19 protein-coding genes are annotated in these 22,300 nt (G+C 56.7%); 11 read left to right on the top strand and 8 right to left on the bottom strand.

The window, feature by feature from the left end; translation table 11 throughout:
• Positions 1-117 precede the first annotated feature (117 nt).
• Positions 118-1,395 (bottom strand): ISL3 family transposase, encoded by a 1,278-nt coding sequence (locus tag ACR9WD_RS16680; RefSeq protein WP_000610830.1) that lies wholly within the window; start codon positions 1,393-1,395, stop codon positions 118-120.
• Positions 1,396-1,407: 12 nt separating this feature from the next.
• Positions 1,408-2,442 carry a permease gene (locus tag ACR9WD_RS16675; protein ID WP_434923232.1) on the bottom strand — a complete coding sequence of 345 codons (1,035 nt, stop codon included), beginning with the start codon at positions 2,440-2,442 and terminating at the stop codon, positions 1,408-1,410.
• A gap of 111 nt (positions 2,443-2,553) precedes the next feature.
• Between ACR9WD_RS16675 and ACR9WD_RS16670 the strand changes: the two genes are divergently transcribed.
• Positions 2,554-2,868: an ArsR/SmtB family transcription factor gene (locus ACR9WD_RS16670; RefSeq protein ID WP_000349485.1), complete on the top strand. Its 315-nt coding sequence runs from the start codon at positions 2,554-2,556 to the stop codon at positions 2,866-2,868.
• 334 nt (positions 2,869-3,202) lie between these two features.
• On the opposite strand, the gene ACR9WD_RS16665 is transcribed toward ACR9WD_RS16670, so the two are convergent.
• The 4 genes from ACR9WD_RS16665 to ACR9WD_RS16650 all read right to left on the bottom strand — a co-directional run bounded on the left by ACR9WD_RS16665 (position 3,203) and on the right by ACR9WD_RS16650 (position 6,757).
• Positions 3,203-3,811 (bottom strand): cadmium resistance transporter, encoded by a 609-nt coding sequence (locus tag ACR9WD_RS16665; protein WP_434923231.1) that lies wholly within the window; start codon positions 3,809-3,811, stop codon positions 3,203-3,205.
• Positions 3,812-3,915: 104 nt separating this feature from the next.
• On the bottom strand, positions 3,916-4,428 hold the full coding sequence (gene lspA, locus ACR9WD_RS16660; protein ID WP_071214408.1) for a signal peptidase II: 513 nt from the start codon (positions 4,426-4,428) through the stop codon (positions 3,916-3,918).
• Complete coding sequence (locus tag ACR9WD_RS16655) at positions 4,425-6,377, bottom strand: heavy metal translocating P-type ATPase (RefSeq protein ID WP_434923230.1); 1,953 nt, start codon at positions 6,375-6,377, stop codon at positions 4,425-4,427. Before ACR9WD_RS16655 ends, lspA begins: the two co-directional genes overlap by 4 nt.
• The gene (locus ACR9WD_RS16650) at positions 6,374-6,757 is read right to left on the bottom strand and encodes an ArsR/SmtB family transcription factor (RefSeq protein WP_161448522.1); all 384 of its coding nucleotides are present in this window, start codon (positions 6,755-6,757) and stop codon (positions 6,374-6,376) included. Before ACR9WD_RS16650 ends, ACR9WD_RS16655 begins: the two co-directional genes overlap by 4 nt.
• 255 nt (positions 6,758-7,012) lie before the next feature.
• On the opposite strand from ACR9WD_RS16650, the gene ACR9WD_RS16645 reads away from it, so the two are divergent.
• The 6 genes from ACR9WD_RS16645 to ACR9WD_RS16620 all read left to right on the top strand — a co-directional run bounded on the left by ACR9WD_RS16645 (position 7,013) and on the right by ACR9WD_RS16620 (position 11,400).
• Positions 7,013-7,345 (top strand): ArsR/SmtB family transcription factor, encoded by a 333-nt coding sequence (locus ACR9WD_RS16645; protein ID WP_071214405.1) that lies wholly within the window; start codon positions 7,013-7,015, stop codon positions 7,343-7,345.
• Between the two features lie 247 nt (positions 7,346-7,592).
• The gene (locus ACR9WD_RS16640; protein WP_434923261.1) at positions 7,593-8,177 is read left to right on the top strand and encodes a DsbA family protein; all 585 of its coding nucleotides are present in this window, start codon (positions 7,593-7,595) and stop codon (positions 8,175-8,177) included.
• A gap of 30 nt (positions 8,178-8,207) precedes the next feature.
• Positions 8,208-8,846: a vitamin K epoxide reductase family protein gene (locus tag ACR9WD_RS16635; RefSeq protein ID WP_204721077.1), complete on the top strand. Its 639-nt coding sequence runs from the start codon at positions 8,208-8,210 to the stop codon at positions 8,844-8,846.
• Between the two features lie 63 nt (positions 8,847-8,909).
• Positions 8,910-9,128 carry a GDCCVxC domain-containing (seleno)protein gene (locus ACR9WD_RS16630; RefSeq protein ID WP_417373787.1) on the top strand — a complete coding sequence of 73 codons (219 nt, stop codon included), beginning with the start codon at positions 8,910-8,912 and terminating at the stop codon, positions 9,126-9,128.
• 590 nt (positions 9,129-9,718) lie between these two features.
• Positions 9,719-10,903: an ImmA/IrrE family metallo-endopeptidase gene (locus tag ACR9WD_RS16625; RefSeq protein ID WP_434923229.1), complete on the top strand. Its 1,185-nt coding sequence runs from the start codon at positions 9,719-9,721 to the stop codon at positions 10,901-10,903.
• 2 nt (positions 10,904-10,905) lie between these two features.
• Positions 10,906-11,400, top strand: coding sequence for a DUF4411 family protein (locus tag ACR9WD_RS16620; RefSeq protein WP_434923228.1), 495 nt, complete (start codon positions 10,906-10,908; stop codon positions 11,398-11,400).
• Here ACR9WD_RS16620 and ACR9WD_RS16615 read toward each other — a convergent pair.
• Positions 11,397-12,206, bottom strand: coding sequence for a DUF6602 domain-containing protein (locus ACR9WD_RS16615; RefSeq protein WP_434923227.1), 810 nt, complete (start codon positions 12,204-12,206; stop codon positions 11,397-11,399). The two genes, ACR9WD_RS16620 and ACR9WD_RS16615, sit on opposite strands and share 4 nt — an antisense overlap.
• Positions 12,207-13,091: 885 nt before the next feature.
• On the opposite strand from ACR9WD_RS16615, the gene ACR9WD_RS16610 reads away from it, so the two are divergent.
• The 4 genes from ACR9WD_RS16610 to ACR9WD_RS16595 all read left to right on the top strand — a co-directional run bounded on the left by ACR9WD_RS16610 (position 13,092) and on the right by ACR9WD_RS16595 (position 17,252).
• Positions 13,092-13,679: a recombinase family protein gene (locus ACR9WD_RS16610; protein ID WP_434923226.1), complete on the top strand. Its 588-nt coding sequence runs from the start codon at positions 13,092-13,094 to the stop codon at positions 13,677-13,679.
• A gap of 191 nt (positions 13,680-13,870) precedes the next feature.
• Positions 13,871-15,439, top strand: coding sequence for an exonuclease domain-containing protein (locus tag ACR9WD_RS16605; protein ID WP_434923259.1), 1,569 nt, complete (start codon positions 13,871-13,873; stop codon positions 15,437-15,439).
• A gap of 111 nt (positions 15,440-15,550) precedes the next feature.
• Positions 15,551-16,486, top strand: coding sequence for a hypothetical protein (locus tag ACR9WD_RS16600; protein ID WP_434923258.1), 936 nt, complete (start codon positions 15,551-15,553; stop codon positions 16,484-16,486).
• A 151-nt stretch (positions 16,487-16,637) separates the two neighbouring features.
• Positions 16,638-17,252, top strand: coding sequence for a hypothetical protein (locus ACR9WD_RS16595; RefSeq protein WP_434923257.1), 615 nt, complete (start codon positions 16,638-16,640; stop codon positions 17,250-17,252).
• A gap of 208 nt (positions 17,253-17,460) precedes the next feature.
• Here ACR9WD_RS16595 and ACR9WD_RS16590 read toward each other — a convergent pair whose 3' ends face one another.
• Entirely contained in the window at positions 17,461-22,260 is a 4,800-nt protein-coding gene (locus tag ACR9WD_RS16590) for a DEAD/DEAH box helicase (RefSeq protein WP_434923256.1), read from the bottom strand.
• Positions 22,261-22,300: the final 40 nt, after the last annotated feature.

Raw genomic sequence — 22,300 nt, 5'->3', positions numbered from 1 at the left:
TTCTAGCTCCTGGGATGTTCGCAGCGTTGGCCAAGAGGTCCACGCTGGGTATATACATTGGGTATACGGATTTAATGGTTGATGGGGCACCTTTACCCCACCAACCTGATACCATTATCAGATGGTTGATAGATCGACTCCGTAGTTGAGTTCCTCTGCGAAGTCCGGCAGTCCGTAACCGATGGTTTTCTTGTAGAAAGGAGAGACCTTCGCAGTCGGTGCCTTCTTCTTGTGCTTCGTGGTGTAGAGCATTCGTGCCCGCATCACCTCGAAGGAGTAACCGCGCCCTTCACGGTTCTTGTCCTTGGCCAGTCGGTTGATGGACTCCGTGTAAGCGTTGGTGACGGGCATGTCCGTCTCGAAGTAGGTCATGGTCTCTTCGCGCCAGTTTCCCACTGCCCTGACCAGATCGCTCCAGACTTCCTTTTGGCCCTTCGGGATGGTGGCTATCCACTCGTCCAGGGCGGCTTCTGCCTGGAGCCGTGTGGTGGCGTCCCAGATGCCGTAGAAGCGCTCCTTGTGCTCGTAGGCGGCCAGCAGTTGCGGGAACGCGCCTGTCCAGGTCTCCATGATGAGGCGCTCCCGGTCTGAGACTTCGTGAGCGCGTTTCAGCAGGATTTTCCGGTCTCCCTTGAGAGTCCGGCTCTGGGACGGTTTCAGCTCCTTTCTGAGGCCCTTGCGCACTCTCTCTAGGGCATCGTTGGCCATGCGCACCACATGGAACTTATCGACCACGATACGGGCCTGGGGCAGCACAGCCTTGACCGCTGCCCGGTAGGGGTTCCACATGTCCATGCTGACGATCTCGACCTTCTGCCGGTCTTTCAGCTTCATCAGGTAGTTGGTCACCACGTCCTGGCGGCGGGTGGCCAGCAGGTCGAGCAGGGTTCGCTCCTCAATGTTGGTCAGAATGCAGCGGTAGCGCTTGTTCAGGTATAGCTCGTCAATGCCCAGGATGCGGGGCGTCTCGAAGCGGTGCCAGCGCCCCAGGAACTCGGCGCGGGCGTTGAAGATGTCGCGCACCGTCTTCTCGTCCAGGCCGGTCTGTGCCGCCACAAAGGTGTAGGGGTGGTTGAAGGATTCCTTCTCCACGTACTCATGCAGCCGCAGTGTCATACGGAATCCGTCCACCATCTCCGGTAGCTGGGGCCTGAATGTTGTCTTGCAGGCCCGGCAGGTGTATCGGCGGCGGACCACCCAGAGAGTGACCCGCTTGCCGTGGATGGGCAGATCACGATAGGGAACGTCACGCTTGCCGAACCGCACGAACTCACCCTGCACGCCGCACCCCTCGCAGGCTACTGGTGTAGGTGCTTCAAGCCGAAAATGTATGTCTTCATTCTGCTCATCAGAATCCACCAACTGGTACCCAGGAAGGCTTAACGAATTAATCATCTCCCGCCTTGATCAGAAAAACAGGTAGGTGGCGTAACCGGCAATCATCGCCATAGCAAAAATGACTGCTAAAAACGCCGCTAAAAGCTTCAGCGTGAACAAAGAGCGCAACAGAATGAGCTCAGTCAGGCTGGCTCCGGCACTGCCGATGATGAACGCTAGCACCGTCCCGGCACCCACGCCTTTGGCCATCAGAGCCGCTGCCAGAGGTATGACGGTTTCAGCGCGAATATACAACGGCACGCCGATGACAGCGGCAACTGGAATGGCAAAGGGATTATCTGGGCCTGCATACTGCTCCAATAAGTCAGTGGGCATGAAACCATAGATCACGCTGCCAATCGCAATACCGATGAGCAGGTAAGGCAACACATCGATAAAGTCCGACCAAGCTTCCCGCCACACACCACTGTACTTCCCTTCTTTCTTAACCGTGACAGTGGGTTGACTGTCACAGCATTCGCTAGACGTAGAGACTGTTGTCTTCCTATCAGCCCCGCAAGAAGCCGTCTTCGGAGTGGTGTCGCAGCTGTTGGTGCCGCAACTCGATGCGGTCGATGTAGCACTGCACGGGCTTGCTGATGAACTACATCCACTGCTCTCTTGTGTCGCCGTCCGGCGCACATAACGCTCGAAGCCAAGCGTGTGAAGCAGCCATCCGGCACCTACCGCGACCACCAAAGCGGCGAGCACATAGATAGCAGTAAGTGTCCATCCAAACGTGGCAACCAGCAGGCCGACGACGATAGGATTCAGCAACGGAGATGAGAAAAGAAACACCATCATCGGCCCAAAACCGGCCCGTGCCCGAATCAACCCTTTCAACATGGGGATAGTCGAGCAACTACAGAAGGGCGTTATAGCTCCTAAACCAGCAGCAAGAAAATAGCCTCGCTTCCCACTGGAAGTCAGTAACGCTTCCACCTTGGATGGTGGGATGTGACGTTGAAGAACTCCGACCAGCAAGCTAATGCCAATGAATAAAACCGATAGCTCGATAGCGAGAAAGGCGAACATGCCTAGAGCGTCTTGGAGTTGAGATGACATTCAATATCACTCCTATATTTCTAGTATTGTCGAAATGATGTACGCAGCCTACTTGCGTTTATCCGACCTGTCAACTATAATTCTAGAAACATCGAATTATTGGGGCGTGCTATGGATCACGAAAAGGTTGCAGCCAGCTTAGCTGAGCTAGGGAATAGTCACCGACTGTCCGTGTTCCGCTTTCTGGTCAAAGCTGGCCATGATGGGGCTTCGGTCGGAGATATCCAGAAGGGGCTGGGTATTCCTGCTTCGACGCTATCACATCACCTTGCGCGCATGGCCAAGGTAGGGCTGATCCGGCAGGAGAAACATAGCCGCACGATTGTCTGTATACCCGAGTATGGGCACCTAGAGAATTTGATCGGTTTCTTACAAGAGGAATGTTGTGCAGGTGTCCGGATTGCGCATGAACCAGAACCGCTTTGACGCTTGCCCAGCTCTCGCTGTCCTCCCTAGTCAGCATCGCTATGAAGACTCAGGCGAAGGTGGAAACAGAAAATTGGCAGTAGAGTAGGCTGAAGAGGATCAATCAGATAATCCGCTGAGAAAGATTTTCTTCTTTACATCTTTGGCATTTTATCAACCAGAAATTCCGGATACCCTATACATTGCGGACTGCGAGGCGGGTTCCGGTATTACCGGCACCGTCCCCACCGTGGATTGCTGGGGTTATGTGGCAACCTGTTCCAGTTCGGTTTCGGGGTTCGGGGATTGCGGTGACGAAAGCGTGCCGGCCCTGTCCTTGCCGGAGGTGGACTTGTTAGAGTCCAAAGGCCCCTCCCTCGACGAGGATGAACACCCCGAGGCCGATGAGGACGAGAGGGAACAAGATGTGTTCCCAGCGTTCCAGGACCTCGGCAACCGGCCGGCGCGTGGCAAGGAACTTGGCCAGCACCACGAGAACTGCAACCAGTGCGAGGAAGGCGATGCAGTATGCCACCACGGCGGTCGGTCCCACGCTGAGGAAAACCGGAACATAGACCCCGATGTTGTCCCCGCCGTTGGCGAAGGTGACAGCCGCGACAGTCAATACCCCCACGTTCTTGCCAGCGACTTTGGCATCATCGTCGTCGTCGGCTGCCCGCCAGGCTCGCCAGGCTCGCCATGCCGCCCACAGGCCGAGGAACAGGGGGATGAGGCCGAAGTAGGGGATCGCCTGGGGAGGGAGGAATACCCCAGCGCCAAGCGCCACGAGGACGGCCGTGGCGAGGATTCCGCCAAAGCCGAGATACTGGCCCGCCAGGATCCGGGCCGTTGTCCCACGCTGTCCGGCACCGCGGGCGAAGAACAATGAGAGCACGATGATGTCGTCGATGTTGGTGGCCATGAACAGGCCGATGGCCTGCAGGATGGAGGGGATGAGATCCATGGTGTCCTTTCAGGGTGGGGGATCGGTGGCGCCGCCTGGCTCCGGTGGCGCCACCGGTATTTTGTCCGCGCTGCGCCGGATTGCGGCAGGGCGAGTCGGACGGACTATCCGGGATTTTCTTCCGGTTGGCGCCTGAACGCCCCGAGGACCATCAAGGCGGCACCCGCGGTGACAAGGACGTCTGCGAGGTTGAAGGTGGGGAACCATCCGCTGTGCAGGAAGTCCACGACCCCGCGCCCGTCCAGCCGGTCAATGAAGTTCCCCAGTGCGCCGCCGAGCAACAGGGCCGCGCCCGTGCGGGAGAGCCCGGTCATGGCCGGTTCGGAGGCCAGCAGGAACCAGGACAGGGCCGCGATAATCAGCCCGGTCGCGGCCGCGACTGTCCAGGGCGGGAGGGATGCGCCGAGGCTGAAGGCCACCCCGGTGTTGTAAAACAGCCTGATGTCCAGCGGCCCCAGACCCAGGGACTCGCCCACGGTCAGGTTTCTCTCCGCCACCCACTTCGAGACAAGGTCGGTGGCGGCGAGCAACGCCGCCCCGCCCAGCATCACGGTCCGGGACCGGGACCGGAAGTGGCCGGACCGCCCTCCTGTGGTCCGCTCGGCTGCCGCGCTCATGCCGCAGGCTCCAACACGGGGCCGGGCTGCCGGGCGTCAAGCTGGTTTTTCCGTGCTATCCGTCCGGCACGCACGCCGTTGGCGATGACAAGGATCTCGGCCAGCTCGTGGATCAGGACCACGGCCGCCAACCCGAGGATCCCGAACAAGGCAAGCGGGATCAGGAGGGCGATCAGCAGCAGGGACAGCCCGACGTTTTGCAGCATGATGCGGCGGGTCCGCCGGGCGTGGTCCAGCACCTGGGGCAGGTGGTTCAGGTCCTCGCCCATCAGTGCGACATCGGCGGTCTCGATGGCGACGTCGGTGCCCATGGCACCCATGGCGATGCCGGTGTCGGCCGTGGCCAGGGCAGGGGCGTCGTTGACGCCGTCACCGACCATGGCGGTGGGCCGGTTCGCCTTGAGCCGGCGGATGATGTCCGCCTTGTCCTCGGGGCGCAGATCGGCGTGGACCTCGGTGATGCCGGCGTCCTTCCCCAGGGCGTTGGCGGTGATGGTGTTGTCGCCGGTGAGCATCACTGTCGTGTAGCCGGACCGGGTAAGCCGGGCGATGACTTCGCGGGCTTCGGGGCGAAGCTCGTCGCGGACCGCCACGGCTCCCACTACCTGGCCGTCCTGTTCAATCAGCACCGCCGTGGCACCGGCCCGTTGCATGCGCTCCACATCCGCGGCCAGTTCACCGGGCTCGATCCAACCCGGGCGGCCCAGGCGCACCTTTTGCCCGTCGAGCAGGCCTTCCAGTCCGGCTCCGGGGACCGTGTCCACGTCGGTGACGTTGGCCCGGTCCGGGGTCGCGGCGAGGATGGCGCGCGCCAGCGGGTGCTCGCTGCGTTCTTCGAGCCCGGCGGCCAGCGCCAGCACCTGCGTGCGGGTCGCCGGGCCGGCGGTGGCGACGTCGATGACGGCCGGTTGGTTGCGGGTGAGGGTGCCGGTCTTGTCCAAGGCGATGGTGCGGATCCTGCCCAGGGTTTCCAGCGCCCCGCCGCCCTTGATCAGCACGCCGATGCGGCTGGCCGCACCGACGGAGGCCACGACGGTGACGGGCACGGAGATCGCCAGCGCGCAGGGCGAGGCGGCGACCAGCACCACCAGGGCGCGTTCGAACCAGAGCACCGGTTCCCCGACGATGAACCCGAAGACGATGATCAGGCCCGCGACGATGAGGATACCCGGGACGAGCCGCTTGGCGATGGAGTCGGCCAGGCGTTGGCCGGGGCCCTTGCGGGACTGTTCGGCCTCCACGATGTGCACGATGCGTGCCAGGGAGTTGTTCTCCGCGGTGCTGGTGACCTCGACCTCCAGCGGGCCGGTGCCATTGATGGAACCGGCCCAGACCTCGGTTCCCGGACCGGCTTCGACCGGCACCGATTCGCCGGTCAACGCCGAGGTGTCCAGGGAGGTGCGCCCGGTGACGATCCTGCCGTCCGTGGCGAGCCGTTCCCCCGGGCGCACGACCATCCGATCCCCGGGGACGAGTTCTGCCGGGGATACGGTGAACTGGGTGCCGTGGCGCAGCACCGTTGCCTCGGCCGGGACGAGGTCCAACAGGGCGCGCAGACCCCGCCGGGTCTTGGCGAGGGAATATTCCTCCAGGCCTTCGGAGATGGCATAGAGGAAGGCGAGCATCGCCGCTTCCTCTATCTGTCCCAGCAGCACCGCGCCCACCGCGGCGATCGTCATCAGCGTGCCGACGCCGATCTTGCCCTTGGCCAAGCGTCGCAGCGTGGAGGGAACGAAAGTCCAGGCCGCGACCAGCAGCGCGATGATTTCCAGCGGCAAGGTCAACCACTGCGGGCCCCCGACCAGGGAAATGATCCAGCCTGCCAGCAGTAGCACCCCGGACACGGCGGCGGCTCGCACCTCTCTCACCTGCCAGAAGCCCTCCGCTTCCGCTTCGCCAGTTCCGTCGGTGGGCGTCGTTTCGTCGCTGCAACCACAGGCGTCGCTCATCGGGCATTCTCCTTCGCGATGTCGTTTTCTCTGGCGGCGGTGCCATAGGTTGGGCACAGGCTCACCGCGTTGCCGGTTGCGGCGAGAAGAACTTCGGCCTGGGCCAGCATGTCCATGAGCTCGGGCCGCGTCAGCGAGTAGTGAACACTGCGGCCCTCTGCGCGGCCCTCAACGAGTCCGCAGTCCCGCAGGCAGGCCACGTGCGTGGACACCGTCGATTGGGCCAGCCCCAGCTCATGGGTTAGCTGGCTGACCCTCACCTCGCCATGCGCCATCCGCTTGACGATGGCGAGACGGGCTGGATCGCCCAGGGAATGGAACAGGGCGGCTGCCGGGTCAAGCCCCTTGCAGCCGTCCTCACCCCTATATTCAATCGTCATGTATCGATGATATCGTAAATTACGATATGTGGAGTTTGATGCACGCAGTGGAGGCTCCAGAGCGCGCCTCTGACCTCCATTGCCAGGAGCGTCGGGGATCGAGATAGCGCAGTCGCCGCCAGCCCTGCAAGGCAATTGCCCGGGGGGTGAAGGCATTCGGCATAGTTGGGCCGAATGCTATATGCCCAGTGAAGTGCCTTTCAAGCGACCCCGGAAATGGATCACTATACATTGGATCATGTACCGTGGTGTTTGATGAAAAGCGCAACCCCCACGCATACCTCGGCCTTGACGCAGTTGGGGCACGCCTTGTCAGACGGGACCCGCACCCGGATCCTGTTGGCCCTGCGTGACGCCCCCGCGAGGCCCTCTGACCTGGCCACAGAGCTGGGCGTCTCCCGGCAGTCGATGTCGAACCAACTCACCTGCCTGCGCGGATGCGGACTGGTGGCGGCCCAGCCGGAGGGCCGCAACACCTGGTACCGGTTGGCCGACCCACGGCTCGGATCGGCCTTGGGGGATCTGCTGGAACTCGTCCTCACCGTAGACCCGGATTGCTGCACCCCCGAAGGATGCACCTGCCGGTAATGGGACCGCCGATCATCAGGGAACTGCATTCCCCCTTGCCGCGCTGCATGGAAGATCCGCGCCCGGCTGCGACCATCCCACCCCAAACTCCCCACCCGTCCGGCCTGCCCTGTTGCATGCCGACCACAGAACGGAACACCACGTGAGCACCCCCATCCCTCCCAGCACCCGCTCCCCGAAGAAGCCCAAGATCGTGGTCTGGATCCTGCTGGCGACCGCCATTGTCGCGGGCGTCATCGGCTACGTCATTACCCAGGGAAACTCCAAGGCCGCTTCCCCCCAAGCCACCGACGCCGCCCAACAACAGGTCGTGCGGGAGAACAGTAGGGTGCTTTCGCAGGCGCCGGATGAGAAGGCGGTCCTGGTGGAGTTCCTGGACTTCGAGTGCGAGGCCTGCGGTGCGGCCTACCCGTTCGTCGAGGAGCTGCGCGCCGAGTACTCGGAGAACGTCACCTTCGTCCAGCGGTACTTCCCGCTGCCCGGACACCTGAATTCCATGAACGCCGCAGTGGCCGTGGAGTCCGCGGCGCAGCAGGACGCCTACGAGGAGATGTACAAGAAGATGTTCGACACCCAGGCCCAATGGGGCGAATCCGCCGACAACAAGAGCGCCCTGTTCCGCACCTATGCCGAAGACCTGGGACTGGACATGGCCGCCTACGACGCCGCCGTCGCCAACCCCGCCACCGAGGAACGCGTGAAGCTCGACGTCAACGACGGCAAGGCCCTGGGCGTCACCGGAACCCCGACATTCTTCCTCGACGGAAAGATGCTCACGGTGCAGAGCCTGGATGAGTTCAGGGCCGCCGTCGCAGCGACGGCCGCCAACTGATCCGCTGCCTCCAAGCCAAGGAAAGACGCCATGAGCACACCGGCCACCGCTGATCCCGTAGCCGGCCCCCGGGACCCGGCGATCCGGGTGCCCCACTTCGCCCGCCCGCGCACGTTCGGCCTCGTGCTGCTGGTCACCGGGGCCGTGGCCTGGGTTGCCTCGGCCATCCTCGTCCTAGAACGCCTGGCCCTGTATGAGAACCCGGGCCACATCACCAGCTGCGACGTGAACCCCTGGGTTTCCTGCGGGCGGGTCATGGGAACCTGGCAGTCGGAACTCTTCGGCTTCCCCAACCCGTTGATCGGCATCGTCGCCTTCGCCCTTATCCTGGCCACCGCCATGATGGTGCTCTCCGGAGCCGCCCCCGGGCGCTGGTACTGGACCGGGCTACAAGCCGGGGTGAGCCTGGGAATGGTGTTCGTCATCTGGCTTTGGAGCCAGGCCCTCTTTGAGATCTACATCCTGTGCTTGTACTGCATGGTGGTGTGGGCGGCGATGATCCCCTTGTTTATCTTGCTCACGGTCCGCAACCTCGTACACGGCGTCATTCCCGCGCCCCGGGCCGTGGTCAGGTTCGCGGCCGAGTGGGCGGGAACGCTCGTGGCCATCGTCTACGTCTTGGTCGCAGGGTCGGTCTTTCTGCGATTCCTTCCCGCTTTCGTCGGCTGACCGGTCACCCAAGCAACAGGGGCCGTCAACCGCATTTTCTACCGACCCATGGAGAGTCAAGAGATGTCCGTCGAATTAAACTCCGTTGTGTCGTGCCCGTCGTGCGGCGTAGCCACTGCCGTTCAGATGCCGACCGACGCATGCCAGTTTTTCTGGGTATGCCCCGGCTGCGGGGAACGTCTGCGCCCAGCGGTGGGGGACTGCTGCGTTTTCTGCTCCTATGGGACGGTTCTCTGCCCACCCAAACAGCAGGAACGGGGGGCTGCGGCAAACGAGGCTTGAAGACGTTACCCGTGAAAACTCTCAGATCAAGTGACAGACTACTTTCGTGGTCCAGAGAAAATTTACAGCTTTTCCGTGGGCAAGACTATTCAGTAGGGGTTGTGAACTTCATCCTCTCGGCATTTATGCTGTTCATTTTCAAGAATCCTGCATTGAGCTGAAACTCAAAGTCGTATCGCTGGGAACCGTCCCGTAAGCCGGTCGCCATACGGGACACTCGATCCGTTGGCTTGTTAAGTTTTCGAAACTCCGGGTTTCAACGATTTCAGATTCCCATATACCCCGCCCGAGAAAATGCCCGGTGAAGGGGCCTTATACGGACGCCAAAAACGGTCGTTTATGACACACAGATCGGTCAGCTTCATTAAAAATCCTCGACAGTTGAAAACTCAAAAGATTTTTAGAGGCATGCCATCGCAAAACACAGTGTCATATTCTATGTTTCGATTGGCCTCTGTTCGAACGGCTATCAATACATTCAGAGCCTGCCCACTCTAGAATACCTCCGGGTCAGAAACGGTGACTAAGCTTGACCAGAGCTGACGCGCTAGCGGGAAGCACGCTCATACTTTTTCACCAAGGTCGCTTAAATGGCGGTTCAATCTACTACACTTACCGGTGTGGGGAATATAGAAGTTCGAGGAAACGTCCTCGAATGGGCAATCAGCGATGCTGGGTTGAACCGCGCCCAAGTAGTGGCATCCCTTGATTCCGGCCTTGACCTATCGCAATCCGAGGATAATACAGTCTGGATCTCTGAAGCGGATCTACGAAAAATCGCTTCAGCGACACGCAGACCCCTACATTTCTTTGCTCTTGCCTCACCCCCGCCAAGCAGCAAAAAAACGGTCTCAGTGAACTTTCGGGCTCCTGCCTCGAATGATGGTAGCCCGCGCGCTCTTAACTCAGAAGAACGATTCGCAGTCAGACAGGCAAAACGTCGCCAAGATATCGCTTCGAAACTGTCCCATAAACTTGGGGAAAAACCGGTACAACTTCTTGAATTAAAGTCAGATGAATCGCCGGCATCAGCTGCTCAAAAAGCAGCGAAGTGGTTGGAATGGGATTTAAAAAAGAATCGCAAGAAACTCAATAGTAAAAACAAAGTTTTTGTCGCGCTAAGAACATCTTTAGCAGACCACGGAATTCTTACAAATCTCGTCAAAGTCGACGGTGATTCTTTCCGTGGATTCTCACTACATCACGAGTACGCACCTCTTATATTTATCAACGCTTCCTTGAAGAGCCCTGCTGCTAGAAGTTTCACTCTATTGCACGAATTAGCCCACCTACTCATGGGCATAGATAAAGCATGCGCAAGGCATGACCTTCAGTCAAGAACTTCCGACGAAGCTTGGTGCAATCGTTTTGCGGCTGCGTTCATGATGCCTGCAGAGGATGTAAAAAACTATCTCCAAAAATATCCTAAAAAAGACTTCGTGGCTTCAGGTGATTTAGAGACTCTTCGATTAGTGTCAAACTACTTCCGCACTAGTTATTTTTCTGCCGCTATTCGCCTCAAGGAGTTAGGTTTAGCCAACGAGGCACTTGTAAAATCTGTTTCTGGTAGTTTCCAGGAAGAAGAAAAGCCAGGACGCGCCCCCGGTAAAACAAGACCGGAACTTAGACTTGCGGAATTTGGCTCGGTTTTTACTCGCTTAGTTGATCAGGGGCTAGAGCAGGCTAGCGTCTCAGAAGTCGAAGCCCGCAAGCTATTCAGGGTCGACAAAGACGAACTACGCACGCTTCGGAGTCTTGGGCAGGTGCCTGCCTAACAATGGAGCCTATTTACATTCTTGACAGGTCAGCGATGGAATCGTTGAACTCGCACTTTGATGTCTCTCCAGAAATCTTCGAAATCCTCGATAATCTAGCAAGCGAGGGCTCCCTTTTATTCTGCGACGAGGTTAGGGACGACTGCAAGAAAGAACTTCGGAACGAACGCATTACTCTCTGGGCGATACCCGCGTCGCGAGCTTTTAAGGGACGAGCGACAGTTTCTTTTGAAGATTGCCAAAAAGTACTAGTAAATGCACCTGATATCCTCGATGAATCTCCGGATGGGGCCAACGAAGAAGCACAAGCATTAAAGACTGTGGCGTTAGCGTACAGACTGTCTTTGGAAGGAACTCACGAGCTCTTTGTAGTTTCTGACGAGGAAATTTCACTTGAAGAAAGATGCACTGTAAGTGAAGCCTGTGAGATTTTATCCTTACTTTCTCTGGACACTGAGTCATTTATTAAAATTGTGAATGAATCGCAAGCTGCTTAGTCAGTGACAATACTGGCTTCTTTCCCGGGTTCGTAAACTACATGTTGTTTAGGTATCTGCGCCAAGTAAGAATCTAACCAATCAATTTCAGCATGATTTCTTCGACTTAAAGCTTTTAGTGACTCGTTTAGGAAATAGAGTAGAGCCGCTCCATGGTCGATCCTTACTTGCATGCCCTTCGGTTTGTCTGCCGGTTTCCAAAAACCAGACTCATGCGTTAGCGGATCTCCAAAATTGTAAAATTTATCTTCTCCACTTTTTGGTAAAAATGGCATCGCTACTCTGTAACCACCCGGAGCTTCAGTGTCTATCCCCCCAATCAACGCTGAATCATTTACGATAAAAAATTCCGGACGTTCTTCGGGTTCTAGCTCAAAAAACCACTTTGCCACGGTACTGGGGGCGCTACCGGCACGATGGGCGAATACTGCCATTTCTGGAACAACTCCCGAATTGCTGTGTAGCGCTCGAAACTTCCTCACTTTGGCTGCGATATCTGAAACTTCTCCACTCGTTAACGTCGACTTTACTTCTACACAAAGAAGCACTGATTCGATGGGGAAAAGCCGCTCTTCCGTCTGCGCAAAAATAACAGGATGAACTGTATTCGAAAGAATGACAGTGTCCATTTGAGGCGATACCCCACCGCGTCCATCAATGATTTCTCCTGTGGCCACGCGCACTGAAGGTGGTAGGGATCGCATTAATAACGAGCCAAGGGAAAATTCGTTTGCAGTACCTCGCTCTCCGTTGTGAGTGATAAGACCCGCCATTTCCTGAGATTCGAGGCGTAAACGCTTTGACACCGCATCCCAGTATCTACGCACCGGTGAGGGAGGAGTAGTATTCCCTGCCATATGATAATTCGCCCTACTTTATTGATTTCCTTCTTGGATGCAAGTTTAGCCTTGGTTCACAGAGCGCTCTCCCTACTTCTTGACATCATTACTAGCAGTTGGGTATTCCCAAGTTCAGGACTTCGCCACTATGCTACATACCCTGCTGAATCTCGCTGCAGAATAATCCTTGAAGGTACTGCCATTCTTGCAACGTGAAACCACTGTTCTCCCAACCCGGTACTGTTCGCCACTGTCGCTGCTCCAAGGCGGATCGTTCAACCAACTTTCGGCCTCAGATCTGTCAACGGGAACTTCACTTGCTGAGAAAAAGAAGGCCGTGGCACACCCGGTTTATTTGCCAGCGTGGCAGCTCGTTGTCATTCCGAAAGCGCCGCGGAGAAGCTACCCACGTTTCAATCGAGGGATGATCTGATGATTCCCCGGGTCCCAGGTTGTGCGGACACGAGGATTCACCGTCCTTCAGCAGCGACGAATCTACCGCATTGCCTGCGACGTCCGACTGCTAGATGGCCACGTGGTTGGGTTGGTCTGATGCGATCCTCATGGACTCCTAACGCACCAAAGTTCACGTCATCTGCGGTACCTTCTAGCAGGAATTGAAATACCAAGACGTAAGAATCGCTCGGTACCCGGTCGCAGGAACTGAAGTACCATTTCGGGCTATTCGGCAATCTCGCAACCCATAGGTTGCAAGACGTCTCACCACCTACCACTCCCCTGCTGAAAAATCCGCGGAAACACAACAGTCCTAAATTCTCGCAACTATGTGTCGCAACCAATGAAGTAAAATCATGTCAACACCATTAGTTACGAGACACTTTCGAAGGACCGATGGCTAAACTGATCGGCTACGCCCGCGTATCAACCAAAGCCCAAGACGCCGACCGGCAAATCCAAGACCTCCTCGCCGCCGGGGTCCGGCGCGATGACCTCTACATCGACCACGGCCAGTCCGGAGCGCTAGCCAAACGACCCGGGTTGGATAAAGCGCAGTCCGCGCTGCATCCGGATGACACCCTCGTAATCACTACCCTGGACCGGCTCGGCCGATCCACCCAGAAAATGCTCGACCTCGCCGAAGATCTACGTGAGCGCAATATCGGACTACGGGTGCTGAACCTCGGCGGCGGGGACGTGGACACCAAAACACCCATGGGTGCCATGGTCTTCACCGTCATGGCCGCCCTGGCCCAGATGGAGCTGGAGATCAAACGCGAACGCATCACCGACTCCGTGACCAAACGCCGCACCGCCGGAGGCGACCTCGGCGGCCGACGCCCAACCTTTACAGAATCCCAAATCCGCACCGCAGCGAAACTCATTCAGGCTGGCGAACCAGCAACCCAGGTCGCCAAAGATATGGGGATGTCCCGCGCGACGCTCTACCGTCGAATCCGCGAACAAAATTCACAGCGCTAGCAATTTGTGTCTCGTAAGCATTATTCCTGGGCACATTCCTCGTGAACGCATGATTAGCCGACGACTAGCTAGCCCTTGGCATTCAGGTTGCCAAGTTCTTAGCCCATTTGATCGCCTGGATCTGCAATACTCATAGGCAATCAGAAAGCGCGCCATAAGCGAATCAACATCAACCGGGGCTAGGGATATCAATGTTGGACTTTACTGCGATCGACTTCGAAACGGCTAATTCTTTCCGTGGTTCCCCTTGTTCGGTTGGAATCATCCGTGTACGCGATGGAAAAGTCACCGAACAGCACCACTGGCTTATGCGTCCTCCAGAAACCGCGGACTGGTTTGACCAGTGGAACATAAGGATTCACGGGATCACTCCCGAAATGGTTGCCGAGGCACCGAGGTGGAAAGAAGTGCTTCCTCAGATTGTGGATTTCGTTGGGGAAGACACGCTAATCGCCCATAACGCAGCTTTCGACACCGGGGTTATCCGCTATGCCTGTGAGGCTGACGGCATCCAATGGCCAGAATTCGATTTTCTTTGCACACTGGTAATGGCGCGGAAAGCACTAGCACTTCCCTCCTACCGATTGCCCTATGTCGCGGCTTCTTTAGGATTCTCGTTAGAGAACCACCACGACTCCCACGCCGATGCCTCGGCGGTGGTGAAAATCGTTAACCAATTCGCACAACAAGAAAACGCCACGAATGTGCACGACTTGGCGCAAAAAATCGGTGTCCGCATGGGAAGCATGGGGCTAGGACGATATTCCGGGACTGCGGCGCAAGGCTCTTCATCTCGCGGATTCACGCCTGTTTCAGTGAATACAGATGCAGACCCAGCCGGATACCTTTACGGGCGCGTCGTTGTCTTTACAGGAACCCTCCAATCCATGACGCGTAATACCGCCCGCCAAGAATGCGCTCGTGTTGGTGCCATTCCCGAAGAAAACACGACCAAGCGAACCAACGTCTTAGTTGTTGGTGACATTGACCCCTCGGTATTACGTCCTGGTTCAAATCTCACCGGCAAAACACGCAAAGCCTTTGAACTGCAAGACAAGGGCCAGCAAATCGAAGTCATGACCGAGGACGACTTCCTCCGCTGTCTTTCAGGGACCCAACTCGAAGGCGTTGAGAATATCCTTGCCTCCCCGGAAAGAACATCACATTCGACAACTTCGCACTCCAGAACTTCGGAGGCTCCGGAAGCGATGAATAATCATCAGGTAACTCCGAAGCCGCCCAAGCCCCTAAAGCGGAAACCTGTTCCTACAGAGCAGGAATGCTCGAATACTGCATGCAGTGCAACGGCAGCATTCAAAACACGAACCAGCCCCACGTGGTGCGCTGAGCACATTACCGATGTCCAGCTTCAAGGTGGCCTTCGGGCGCTCGAAGAATTCACCCACCCCAATGACTGGCAACTCACTGAATGCGTGCATTGCCACGTACAAGCACACTACCGTTTCAATTACACACTGGATAAAAACAAAGAAGGCGAACTGACGTGCCGCGCCTGTTATTGGCGTCAATGGGCAAAGAGAAACCGCAGTGGAATAGGAACCTGGGCGAATCTCGCCCCCGTTCCGTTCCTTGAAGCAAAATCGGCCAGCGAAGATCATGGATACACCTACCTGGGTCCCTTAACTGCACCTTCGCTCGGCGATGATCCCCACCATGTGAAGTGCATTCGTTGCGGAAGAATCAGCGCTCAAAGACTCAGCGATATCGCGTCCGGTTGCACATGCACCCCTCGTAACTAACAACTCTTGAGATGCAGACAACGAAAAAAGTTCACAAGACGGGCAATATTGTTGTCATGTCATCCCAGCCCAACACAATTAACACGATCCGGAGCAGCACATGAGGTCCTCGTGAACGAGAATAGCGACCCAATTCAAGGCCAAGTATGGGTCTACCGAAAAAGAGAAACCGCGGTTTCTGAGCAAGTGCTCATCGAGTCAGTTCACCGGGAACAGCATAAATTCAGAGTTGGAATCCGTTTCCTATCTGGGGAAAAGCAGGGAGTCCGGGAAAACGTCCCTCGAATAAGACTCAAGGTGCCTTGGGTTGAAGTTGAAACCTACGATGCACTCATGGATGGCCTTGAAAAGCTTCGCCTCGAAGAAGTATCAGAGCCTGAACAGAGGGCACTATGGATCGTCATGGATCTGCTCATGCCCGTAAATGTGGCTGAGCTGTTCTCCACTCCCGTAGACGAAGCCCTCATCATCCACGATCAGAGAAGGTTCGCAGAGCTCGTAGGGGAACCTCTTGCGAATCTCCAGCAAAACTGCGTATGGATTACCTTTGAGGAAAAAGTCTGTTTCTCTCCCCGAGCATCTCTCAACATTGCGGCGTTGCTCTGCGCCAAGAACCCCACCCCGATTTTAGAGAAAGTCATGGCTGAGGAAGATCAGGCATGGGCCAAATGCAAAGAAGGCGGAAGTAGAACCAACTTTGAGACCAATGAAATGGAGTCAACCCCTCCGGAATACGAATATAGGATATATCTCGAATGGGATAAGCCGGTTCATGAAATTCTGCGCCAATGGTGTGGATATCAGTCGGTTACGCTTCATGAGCGCCGGGTCGCGGCAGAGGCAGAAGTCCACCGGCTCAATATATTACTGTCGCAAGCCCTCGAAGAATTAGGGCAATTGAATAAGCTAGCTGCAGACTTCCTGGCAGAGGAGCACAAGACTGAGCGGATTTCCCCTTACAGTATCCGTTCTATCCCCGAACGCCCACTACGGATTGAAGAGATCCCAGTCCATATAGTCAGTGCGAAGAAACCATGGTGGAGATAACTGAAAACTGGCATGCCGAAGCTATACATGAGTCTCGTAGCGAACTTCGCGCGATGCTAATCGCAAACATCCACTAACAAAAGGGAACCAGCAAAGGATTAGAGTTCCCGTTCTGTCCTCAATTGTCAGTGACCAATGACATGATAATTCCATGAAAACAGATGACCCCAATTCAGAAGACTTCTACTGGACTATCGAGATGCGCACAGAAGCACCTTCAGTTCATGATGTCGGCGCAAGAGAGCACACAGCTGAACTTGTCTTGTTCCACGAAAACCGAGGACGCATAAAGTCAGTGGGGCGCGCTCATTTCGTAGTGGTACCTTTTGGGTATTCCGCAGCTTCATTCCTCGACTGCGCCGATGAAGTATCGTCTACAACGCTGGCTTCCGCTGCGTTCGCAGCTTCAACGGTCGAAATCGCCGGAGGGGCAGGTATGGTCTATATTTCCTCGGTCGAGCTCGATGAGAACATCCGCGGACAAAATCTTGGACTGTTTCTAGTAACGAATGCAGTCCGGGCTCTTACGGATCTTGCCCCAGAGGCTGTCGCAGTACTGGAGCCCTCACCGTTCTATGCGGATGAGCTAGACACAGCTACACGCCGAAAGGCTGTCGAAAAACTCTCTTCACACTGGACTGTGGCAGGATTCGAGTTTGGCGAATCCGACACAGATTCTGAATTCATGTCGGTCCTTGCTGGAGAGATCAAAACCACAGATCCTTTCCCACCAGTGCCACCCAGCATCCTTGATACGCTTCGCTAGTTCCAAGAGCAAATCCCAACGCAATTACTCAGTAACCCAAAAATGTTCATCTCTAGACTCTAGATTAGATCGCTTAAGGACCTTTTTAGGAAACAGAAACAACATCAAACCACTACTCAGAACCAATATCATGACAACGGGTACTGGCTTCACTAAAATTGCCGTTCTTAGGCTGGCTCAGCCCTCCATCGAACGCAAAAGCTCAGGTTCAGTCGATCTTCAACGTCGGCAATTCTCCTATGATCCGGTTAGTTTCCAAACTCAATGCCACAATCCGTCCGATGAGGTCGATAATGTACCGTGGCTGCCGGTGCTCCCGGGACCAATCATTGGGGTCGTTGACGATCCCCGAGGTCTTGTCAGTCTTGACCTGGTAGCGTTCCAGGATCCAGTCCACCCCCGAGCGGGAGCCGAGCATGTATTCCTGGGCTTCCAATGGAATGCCTTCGATATCAATGAATTGGTTGTATCGGATTCGGGTCTTGTCCCAAGCACCGGCTTTGCCACCGTACTTCATCTTGGTCACGGCAAATCGCTCGTATTCGTTCTCCGGTGCCCCCGGTAAGACTGTCTCGGTCAGAGGGTATGGGGTGAGGTCTTCGTAGCTGATGTGAAGTTCTACTAGCTCCTGCCCGGCCTGTACAAACTTGGTGAACCGTTCCAGGCCGGCGACTTGTGGGATGCGAGGCAGCTGCTTCTTCAGGTCGGCTGCGTAGCGTTCCCGATACTCAGTGGAATGCAGCAGGCCGTAGACGTAGTGGAAGATATCGCCCTTAGTGACCTGCTCGCCGTAAGTATTCTGGTACTCAGCCAGGGCCCAGTCGGTGATGTTGTCCCGCTTCTCCGACTCGTCAAAAAGGGTACCGAAAGCTGGTGCGGTATAGGAGTACCGGGCGAAGAACTGCCCCCCACTACCTGCACCAGTAACGTGCAGGTCTGGGATCATGTCAGTCATGATGACACTGAATGGTACTGCGGAACCGGCACCAGCACAGTAGATCCCAAAATTCGTTATGTCCACAGTAGGGAAAAGTCGACGTTGCTGACCGATTCCTTCGTTGACAGACGAATCCATATAGACATTCTGCCTCTGGAACGGGCGGTACAGTGCCCGGCGAATCGATGACTTTGAAAACTGCAGTTCTTTCCCACGTTCCAAAGCCTTCCTTAAGCCTCGAGACCAACTGATTCTCTTTGGATTCGGATTGACAAAATCACTAACCGGAACTGGCCTATTCGACTGCAACCACCGGTCGAGTTCGCCGTTATAGTTTTGAATCATCTGAGAAATATTCTGTTCAACCATAGAGCGGCTGAAGTTATAGGCCCAAGCATCTCGGCTAGTTACAAGCCCAGGTCCATTCAACTCGAATATCGTATGTCCCGTCTTATCGTTCTTGTCGCCAATTAACGGGTAGGAATTGTAGTTTGGGTCGCGCTGGTTGATCCAGTCGCCTTCTGGATTGGGGACGATCGTCTCCCAATCCAAGGAGTTCAAGGATGCATGGTCGACGAGTGCGAGCTTCTGCTTCCGGTCGAGGTAGTCCCCGATGTCTTTGTAGTGCAGCACGGATTCTGTCACGGGTCCGGAGCGCTTGATCAATAGCAGGATCGCTACAGTATTCCGCGACCCAGCGTCGAAGACCTTACCTCCTTCTTTCCGGCTTTGTTCTCCTGCAGTCCTCTGGTTTCCACGTAGGTTATAGACGTAGATGTCATGGAACTCGGTGGTGAGGGTTTTGCGCATACCATCAGCGGAAGTGGAGTCAATGTAACCTCCGTTCGAAACATAGCAAACAACACCGCCGTCCTGCGAAGTGAGGATACGGTTAGATGCCCAGCGGATGGCTCGAATATACGAGTCGTAGAGATTTCTTTTGAGATCCGCGTTTGATTTCTCGGCGTATGACCGTTCAATCGAAGCGTCAAGGGTTGGATAAGAAATATTGGCATTATTGTCATTGGCGCTCTCTTGGCCTACTGAATAGGGAGGATTGCCGATGATAACTCGAATATCCAATGCATTCTGTTCTGTCACACGATCGCTATTGCTGGTGAACACCGTCGTGTCCAGCACGTCGCCGTCCTCGCTCATCTGGAACGTATCGGTGAGCACGATCCCATCAAACGATTCATAACCGATCGATGCCGGATCCAGCCCAGACACGGCAGCTTTCTCTTGTTGCAGGGCGTGGAAGGTCGCTTCGATGTTGATCGCGGCAATATAGTAGGCCATCAGCAGGATCTCGTTCGCGTGCAGCTCCTGCGTATACTTCCGCAGCAAATCCTGCGGATCGATCAGCCCGGACTGCAGCAGCCTGACGATGAACGTGCCGGTGCCGGTGAACGGATCTAGGACATGCACGCCAGCATCGGTGATCGATGCGCCGAAATGTTCCGCCAGTGCGTCGTTGACGGCCCGCAGGATAAAATCCACGATCTCAATCGGGGTGTAAACGATACCCATGGCCTTGGCTACGCGGGGGAAAGCGAGTTTGAAGAACCGCTCATAGAGCTCGGTGATGATTTTCTGCTTCCCCGCTGCGTCTGTAATGCCCTCAGCCCGAACTCGTACGGAGCGATAGAACTCCTCCAGGTGCGCGGTTTCTGAATCCAGGTTGTAGGAATCCAGCAGGGTAAGCATGGAATCCATGACCTTGGAGACCGGGTTGTGCCCGGCGAAGTCGTAGTCCTCGAAGAGTGCGTTGAACACCGGCTTGGTGATCAGGTGCTGAACCAGCATGTCCACTGCGTCCGCCCGGGTGATGCCGTCGTTCAGGCTGCCGCGCAATCCGTCGAGGAACACCTCGAACTCCTGCGCCGGGCGGGGGTCTTCGCTGTCAAGGATGGTGTTGATGCGCGTGACTTGACGGTCGGCAATGTCCTTGACGTCCTTGGCCCAGTCTTCCCAGTAGCGCCGGTCCCCGACCTTCTTGACCATGCGGGCGAAGATCGCGTTCTCCCACTCGGCGGCGTTCGCCATCGTGAACAGCGCCTCAGTCGCCCCCGGATCGTTCTTCCCCTCGGTGCCGCTCTCGGTGCCGTCTCCGCCGACGCCAATCACGTCGATGGTCTTGTTGGCTTTCTTGTCCAAGTCGATCTTGTTGATCATCGCCTCGAACCGGTCATCATGGGCGCGCAGCGCTTGCAGCACGTCCCACACGACCTTGTACTTCTTGTTGTCGTTCAACGCGGTCGTCGGGTCCTGGGAGGCCGGCACCGCGATCGGCAGGATGATGTACCCGTATTCCTTGTTCGTGGCGGTGGACTTGCGCATCACCCGGCCCACGGACTGCACCACGTCCACCTGCGAGTTACGCGGGTTCAAAAACAGCACCGCGTCCAACGAGGGGACATCCACGCCTTCGGAGAGGCACTTGGCGTTGGTCAGGATCCGGCACACGTCCTCGCCGGCGTCCTGCTGCAGCCAGTCCAGGCGCTGCGAGCGGGCCAGCACGTTGAACGTGCCATCCACGTGCTCGGCTTCCAGCTTCAGTTTCGACGCGCCCTCGGAGCGGTTCACCAGCAGTTCGCGGCCGACCTTTTCGAACTGGTTGGCTAGCGCCTTGGATTCCTTGATATTCCGAGCGAAGGCGACCGCACGGTGCATCGGGGTGGTGTCGGTGATCGATAGACGTTCCCCGTTCACCCCGCGTTTGGACAGCCCGTTCCAGCAACCCACGATGCGGGCCACATCATCCAGGTTCATGTCCCCGTCGTTGGCCAGCAGGTCCTGGAAACTGGTTGCTACCGATTCTTCATCGACCGCGAGAATCAGCACCTTGTAGTCCGCCAGATGCCCCATTTCCACCGCACGGCCGAACCCGAGGTGGTGGAACTCCGGACCATAGGTGGTCTCGTCGTCCATGGAGTAGACGGCCACCCCGTCCTTGGCAGCCTTGTTCTTTGAATCCTCAACATAAATCCGCGGGGTCGCTGTCATGTACAGCCGCTTGGCAGCCTTCAGGTACTCGGGATTATGGACCCGCACGAACGCAGAATCATCAGCCCCGGGCTGGGAAATACCGGTGGTGCGATGCGCTTCATCGCACACGATCAAATCAAATTGCGGCAACCCCAATTCCTGGGCCTGATGGATCACATCGATGGACTGGTACGTAGAGAACACCACGCTCAAAGTCTCCTGGCCGGTGGAGATCTTGTACCGGTTCACCAGCTTGGCCGGGTCCGTCGAGGCAGGGAATCCCAGATCGTGAACCGCCACGTCCTCATGCTGGGCTCGTCCCACCGAAGCATCGGAGCAGACCGCGAACGGACGCAACGGCACCTCGGCCTGCGCAGTCCACTCATTCAACGTCTGCTGCAATAGCGCAATCGATGGAACCAAGAACAACACCGATCCACCGACCGGCACCTGTTCTTCGACGAGCTTTAGCGAGGTGAAGGTCTTGCCCGTGCCGCAAGCCATGATGAGCTTGCCCCGATCATGCAGTTCAAAACCCTTCGTCACTGCGTCGATGGCTTCTTGCTGGTACTTGCGTGGCTGCTTGCCCGGCAGCTGGACCAAGACTTCAGGTTCTTCGAGGCTGAACTGGGACCAGTCAATGGTCGATTCTTCGAAGTCCTTCAACCGGATCCGCTGGATCGGCTTGGACTGGTTCAGCAGAGCAGCTTCGGCGTGCTTGGACCAGTTATCCGTCGTGGAGACAATCATGCCGCCGGTGAACGGGGACTTGCCCAGCTCGGTGAAGAAAGAATCGATCGACTGCTTGGGCAGCGGGCGAGCCGGATCGTAGAACTTCGCCTGGATCGCCACTAGATCGCCGGTGTACCTGTCTTCGGCCACCAGATCGATGCCCGTATCAACGATCCCGTTGCGGTCCGGCCATTCCTGCCACAACCACACCTGAGAGAACTGGTCGGCGTACTTCGGCTCCACCTGCAGGTACCGTTTGAGCAGACGCTCGAACTTGCTGCCTTTGTCCCTCTGGCTCGTTGCTGAAAAGTAGAGGTCGTCGAAGACATCGGCAAAGGTCTGAGCAGTCATAACTCCAATTATCTCCAGCTGGAAAGCGAAAGATGGAATT

This window comes from Glutamicibacter sp. PAEs-4 (genome assembly GCF_051161755.1).
Classification (GTDB): Bacteria; Actinomycetota; Actinomycetes; order Actinomycetales; family Micrococcaceae; genus Glutamicibacter; species Glutamicibacter nicotianae.
Note: the sequence above shows the minus strand (reverse complement) of the source record. Positions and strands in the feature narration are given on the sequence as shown.

Bases quoted from the DNA above. Each gene is read 5' to 3' on its own strand.
- ACR9WD_RS16680 (WP_000610830.1), bottom strand. From the start codon at position 1,395: ATGATTAATTCGTTAAGCCTTCCTGGGTACCAGTTGGTGGATTCTGAT.
- ACR9WD_RS16675 (WP_434923232.1), bottom strand. From the start codon at position 2,442: ATGTCATCTCAACTCCAAGACGCTCTAGGCATGTTCGCCTTTCTCGCT.
- ACR9WD_RS16670 (WP_000349485.1), top strand. From the start codon at position 2,554: ATGGATCACGAAAAGGTTGCAGCCAGCTTAGCTGAGCTAGGGAATAGT.
- ACR9WD_RS16665 (WP_434923231.1), bottom strand. From the start codon at position 3,811: ATGGATCTCATCCCCTCCATCCTGCAGGCCATCGGCCTGTTCATGGCC.
- lspA (WP_071214408.1), bottom strand. From the start codon at position 4,428: ATGAGCGCGGCAGCCGAGCGGACCACAGGAGGGCGGTCCGGCCACTTC.
- ACR9WD_RS16655 (WP_434923230.1), bottom strand. From the start codon at position 6,377: ATGAGCGACGCCTGTGGTTGCAGCGACGAAACGACGCCCACCGACGGA.
- ACR9WD_RS16650 (WP_161448522.1), bottom strand. From the start codon at position 6,757: ATGACGATTGAATATAGGGGTGAGGACGGCTGCAAGGGGCTTGACCCG.
- ACR9WD_RS16645 (WP_071214405.1), top strand. From the start codon at position 7,013: ATGAAAAGCGCAACCCCCACGCATACCTCGGCCTTGACGCAGTTGGGG.
- ACR9WD_RS16635 (WP_204721077.1), top strand. From the start codon at position 8,208: ATGAGCACACCGGCCACCGCTGATCCCGTAGCCGGCCCCCGGGACCCG.
- ACR9WD_RS16630 (WP_417373787.1), top strand. From the start codon at position 8,910: ATGTCCGTCGAATTAAACTCCGTTGTGTCGTGCCCGTCGTGCGGCGTA.
- ACR9WD_RS16625 (WP_434923229.1), top strand. From the start codon at position 9,719: ATGGCGGTTCAATCTACTACACTTACCGGTGTGGGGAATATAGAAGTT.
- ACR9WD_RS16620 (WP_434923228.1), top strand. From the start codon at position 10,906: ATGGAGCCTATTTACATTCTTGACAGGTCAGCGATGGAATCGTTGAAC.
- ACR9WD_RS16610 (WP_434923226.1), top strand. From the start codon at position 13,092: ATGGCTAAACTGATCGGCTACGCCCGCGTATCAACCAAAGCCCAAGAC.
- ACR9WD_RS16605 (WP_434923259.1), top strand. From the start codon at position 13,871: ATGTTGGACTTTACTGCGATCGACTTCGAAACGGCTAATTCTTTCCGT.
- ACR9WD_RS16595 (WP_434923257.1), top strand. From the start codon at position 16,638: ATGAAAACAGATGACCCCAATTCAGAAGACTTCTACTGGACTATCGAG.
- ACR9WD_RS16590 (WP_434923256.1), bottom strand. From the start codon at position 22,260: ATGACTGCTCAGACCTTTGCCGATGTCTTCGACGACCTCTACTTTTCA.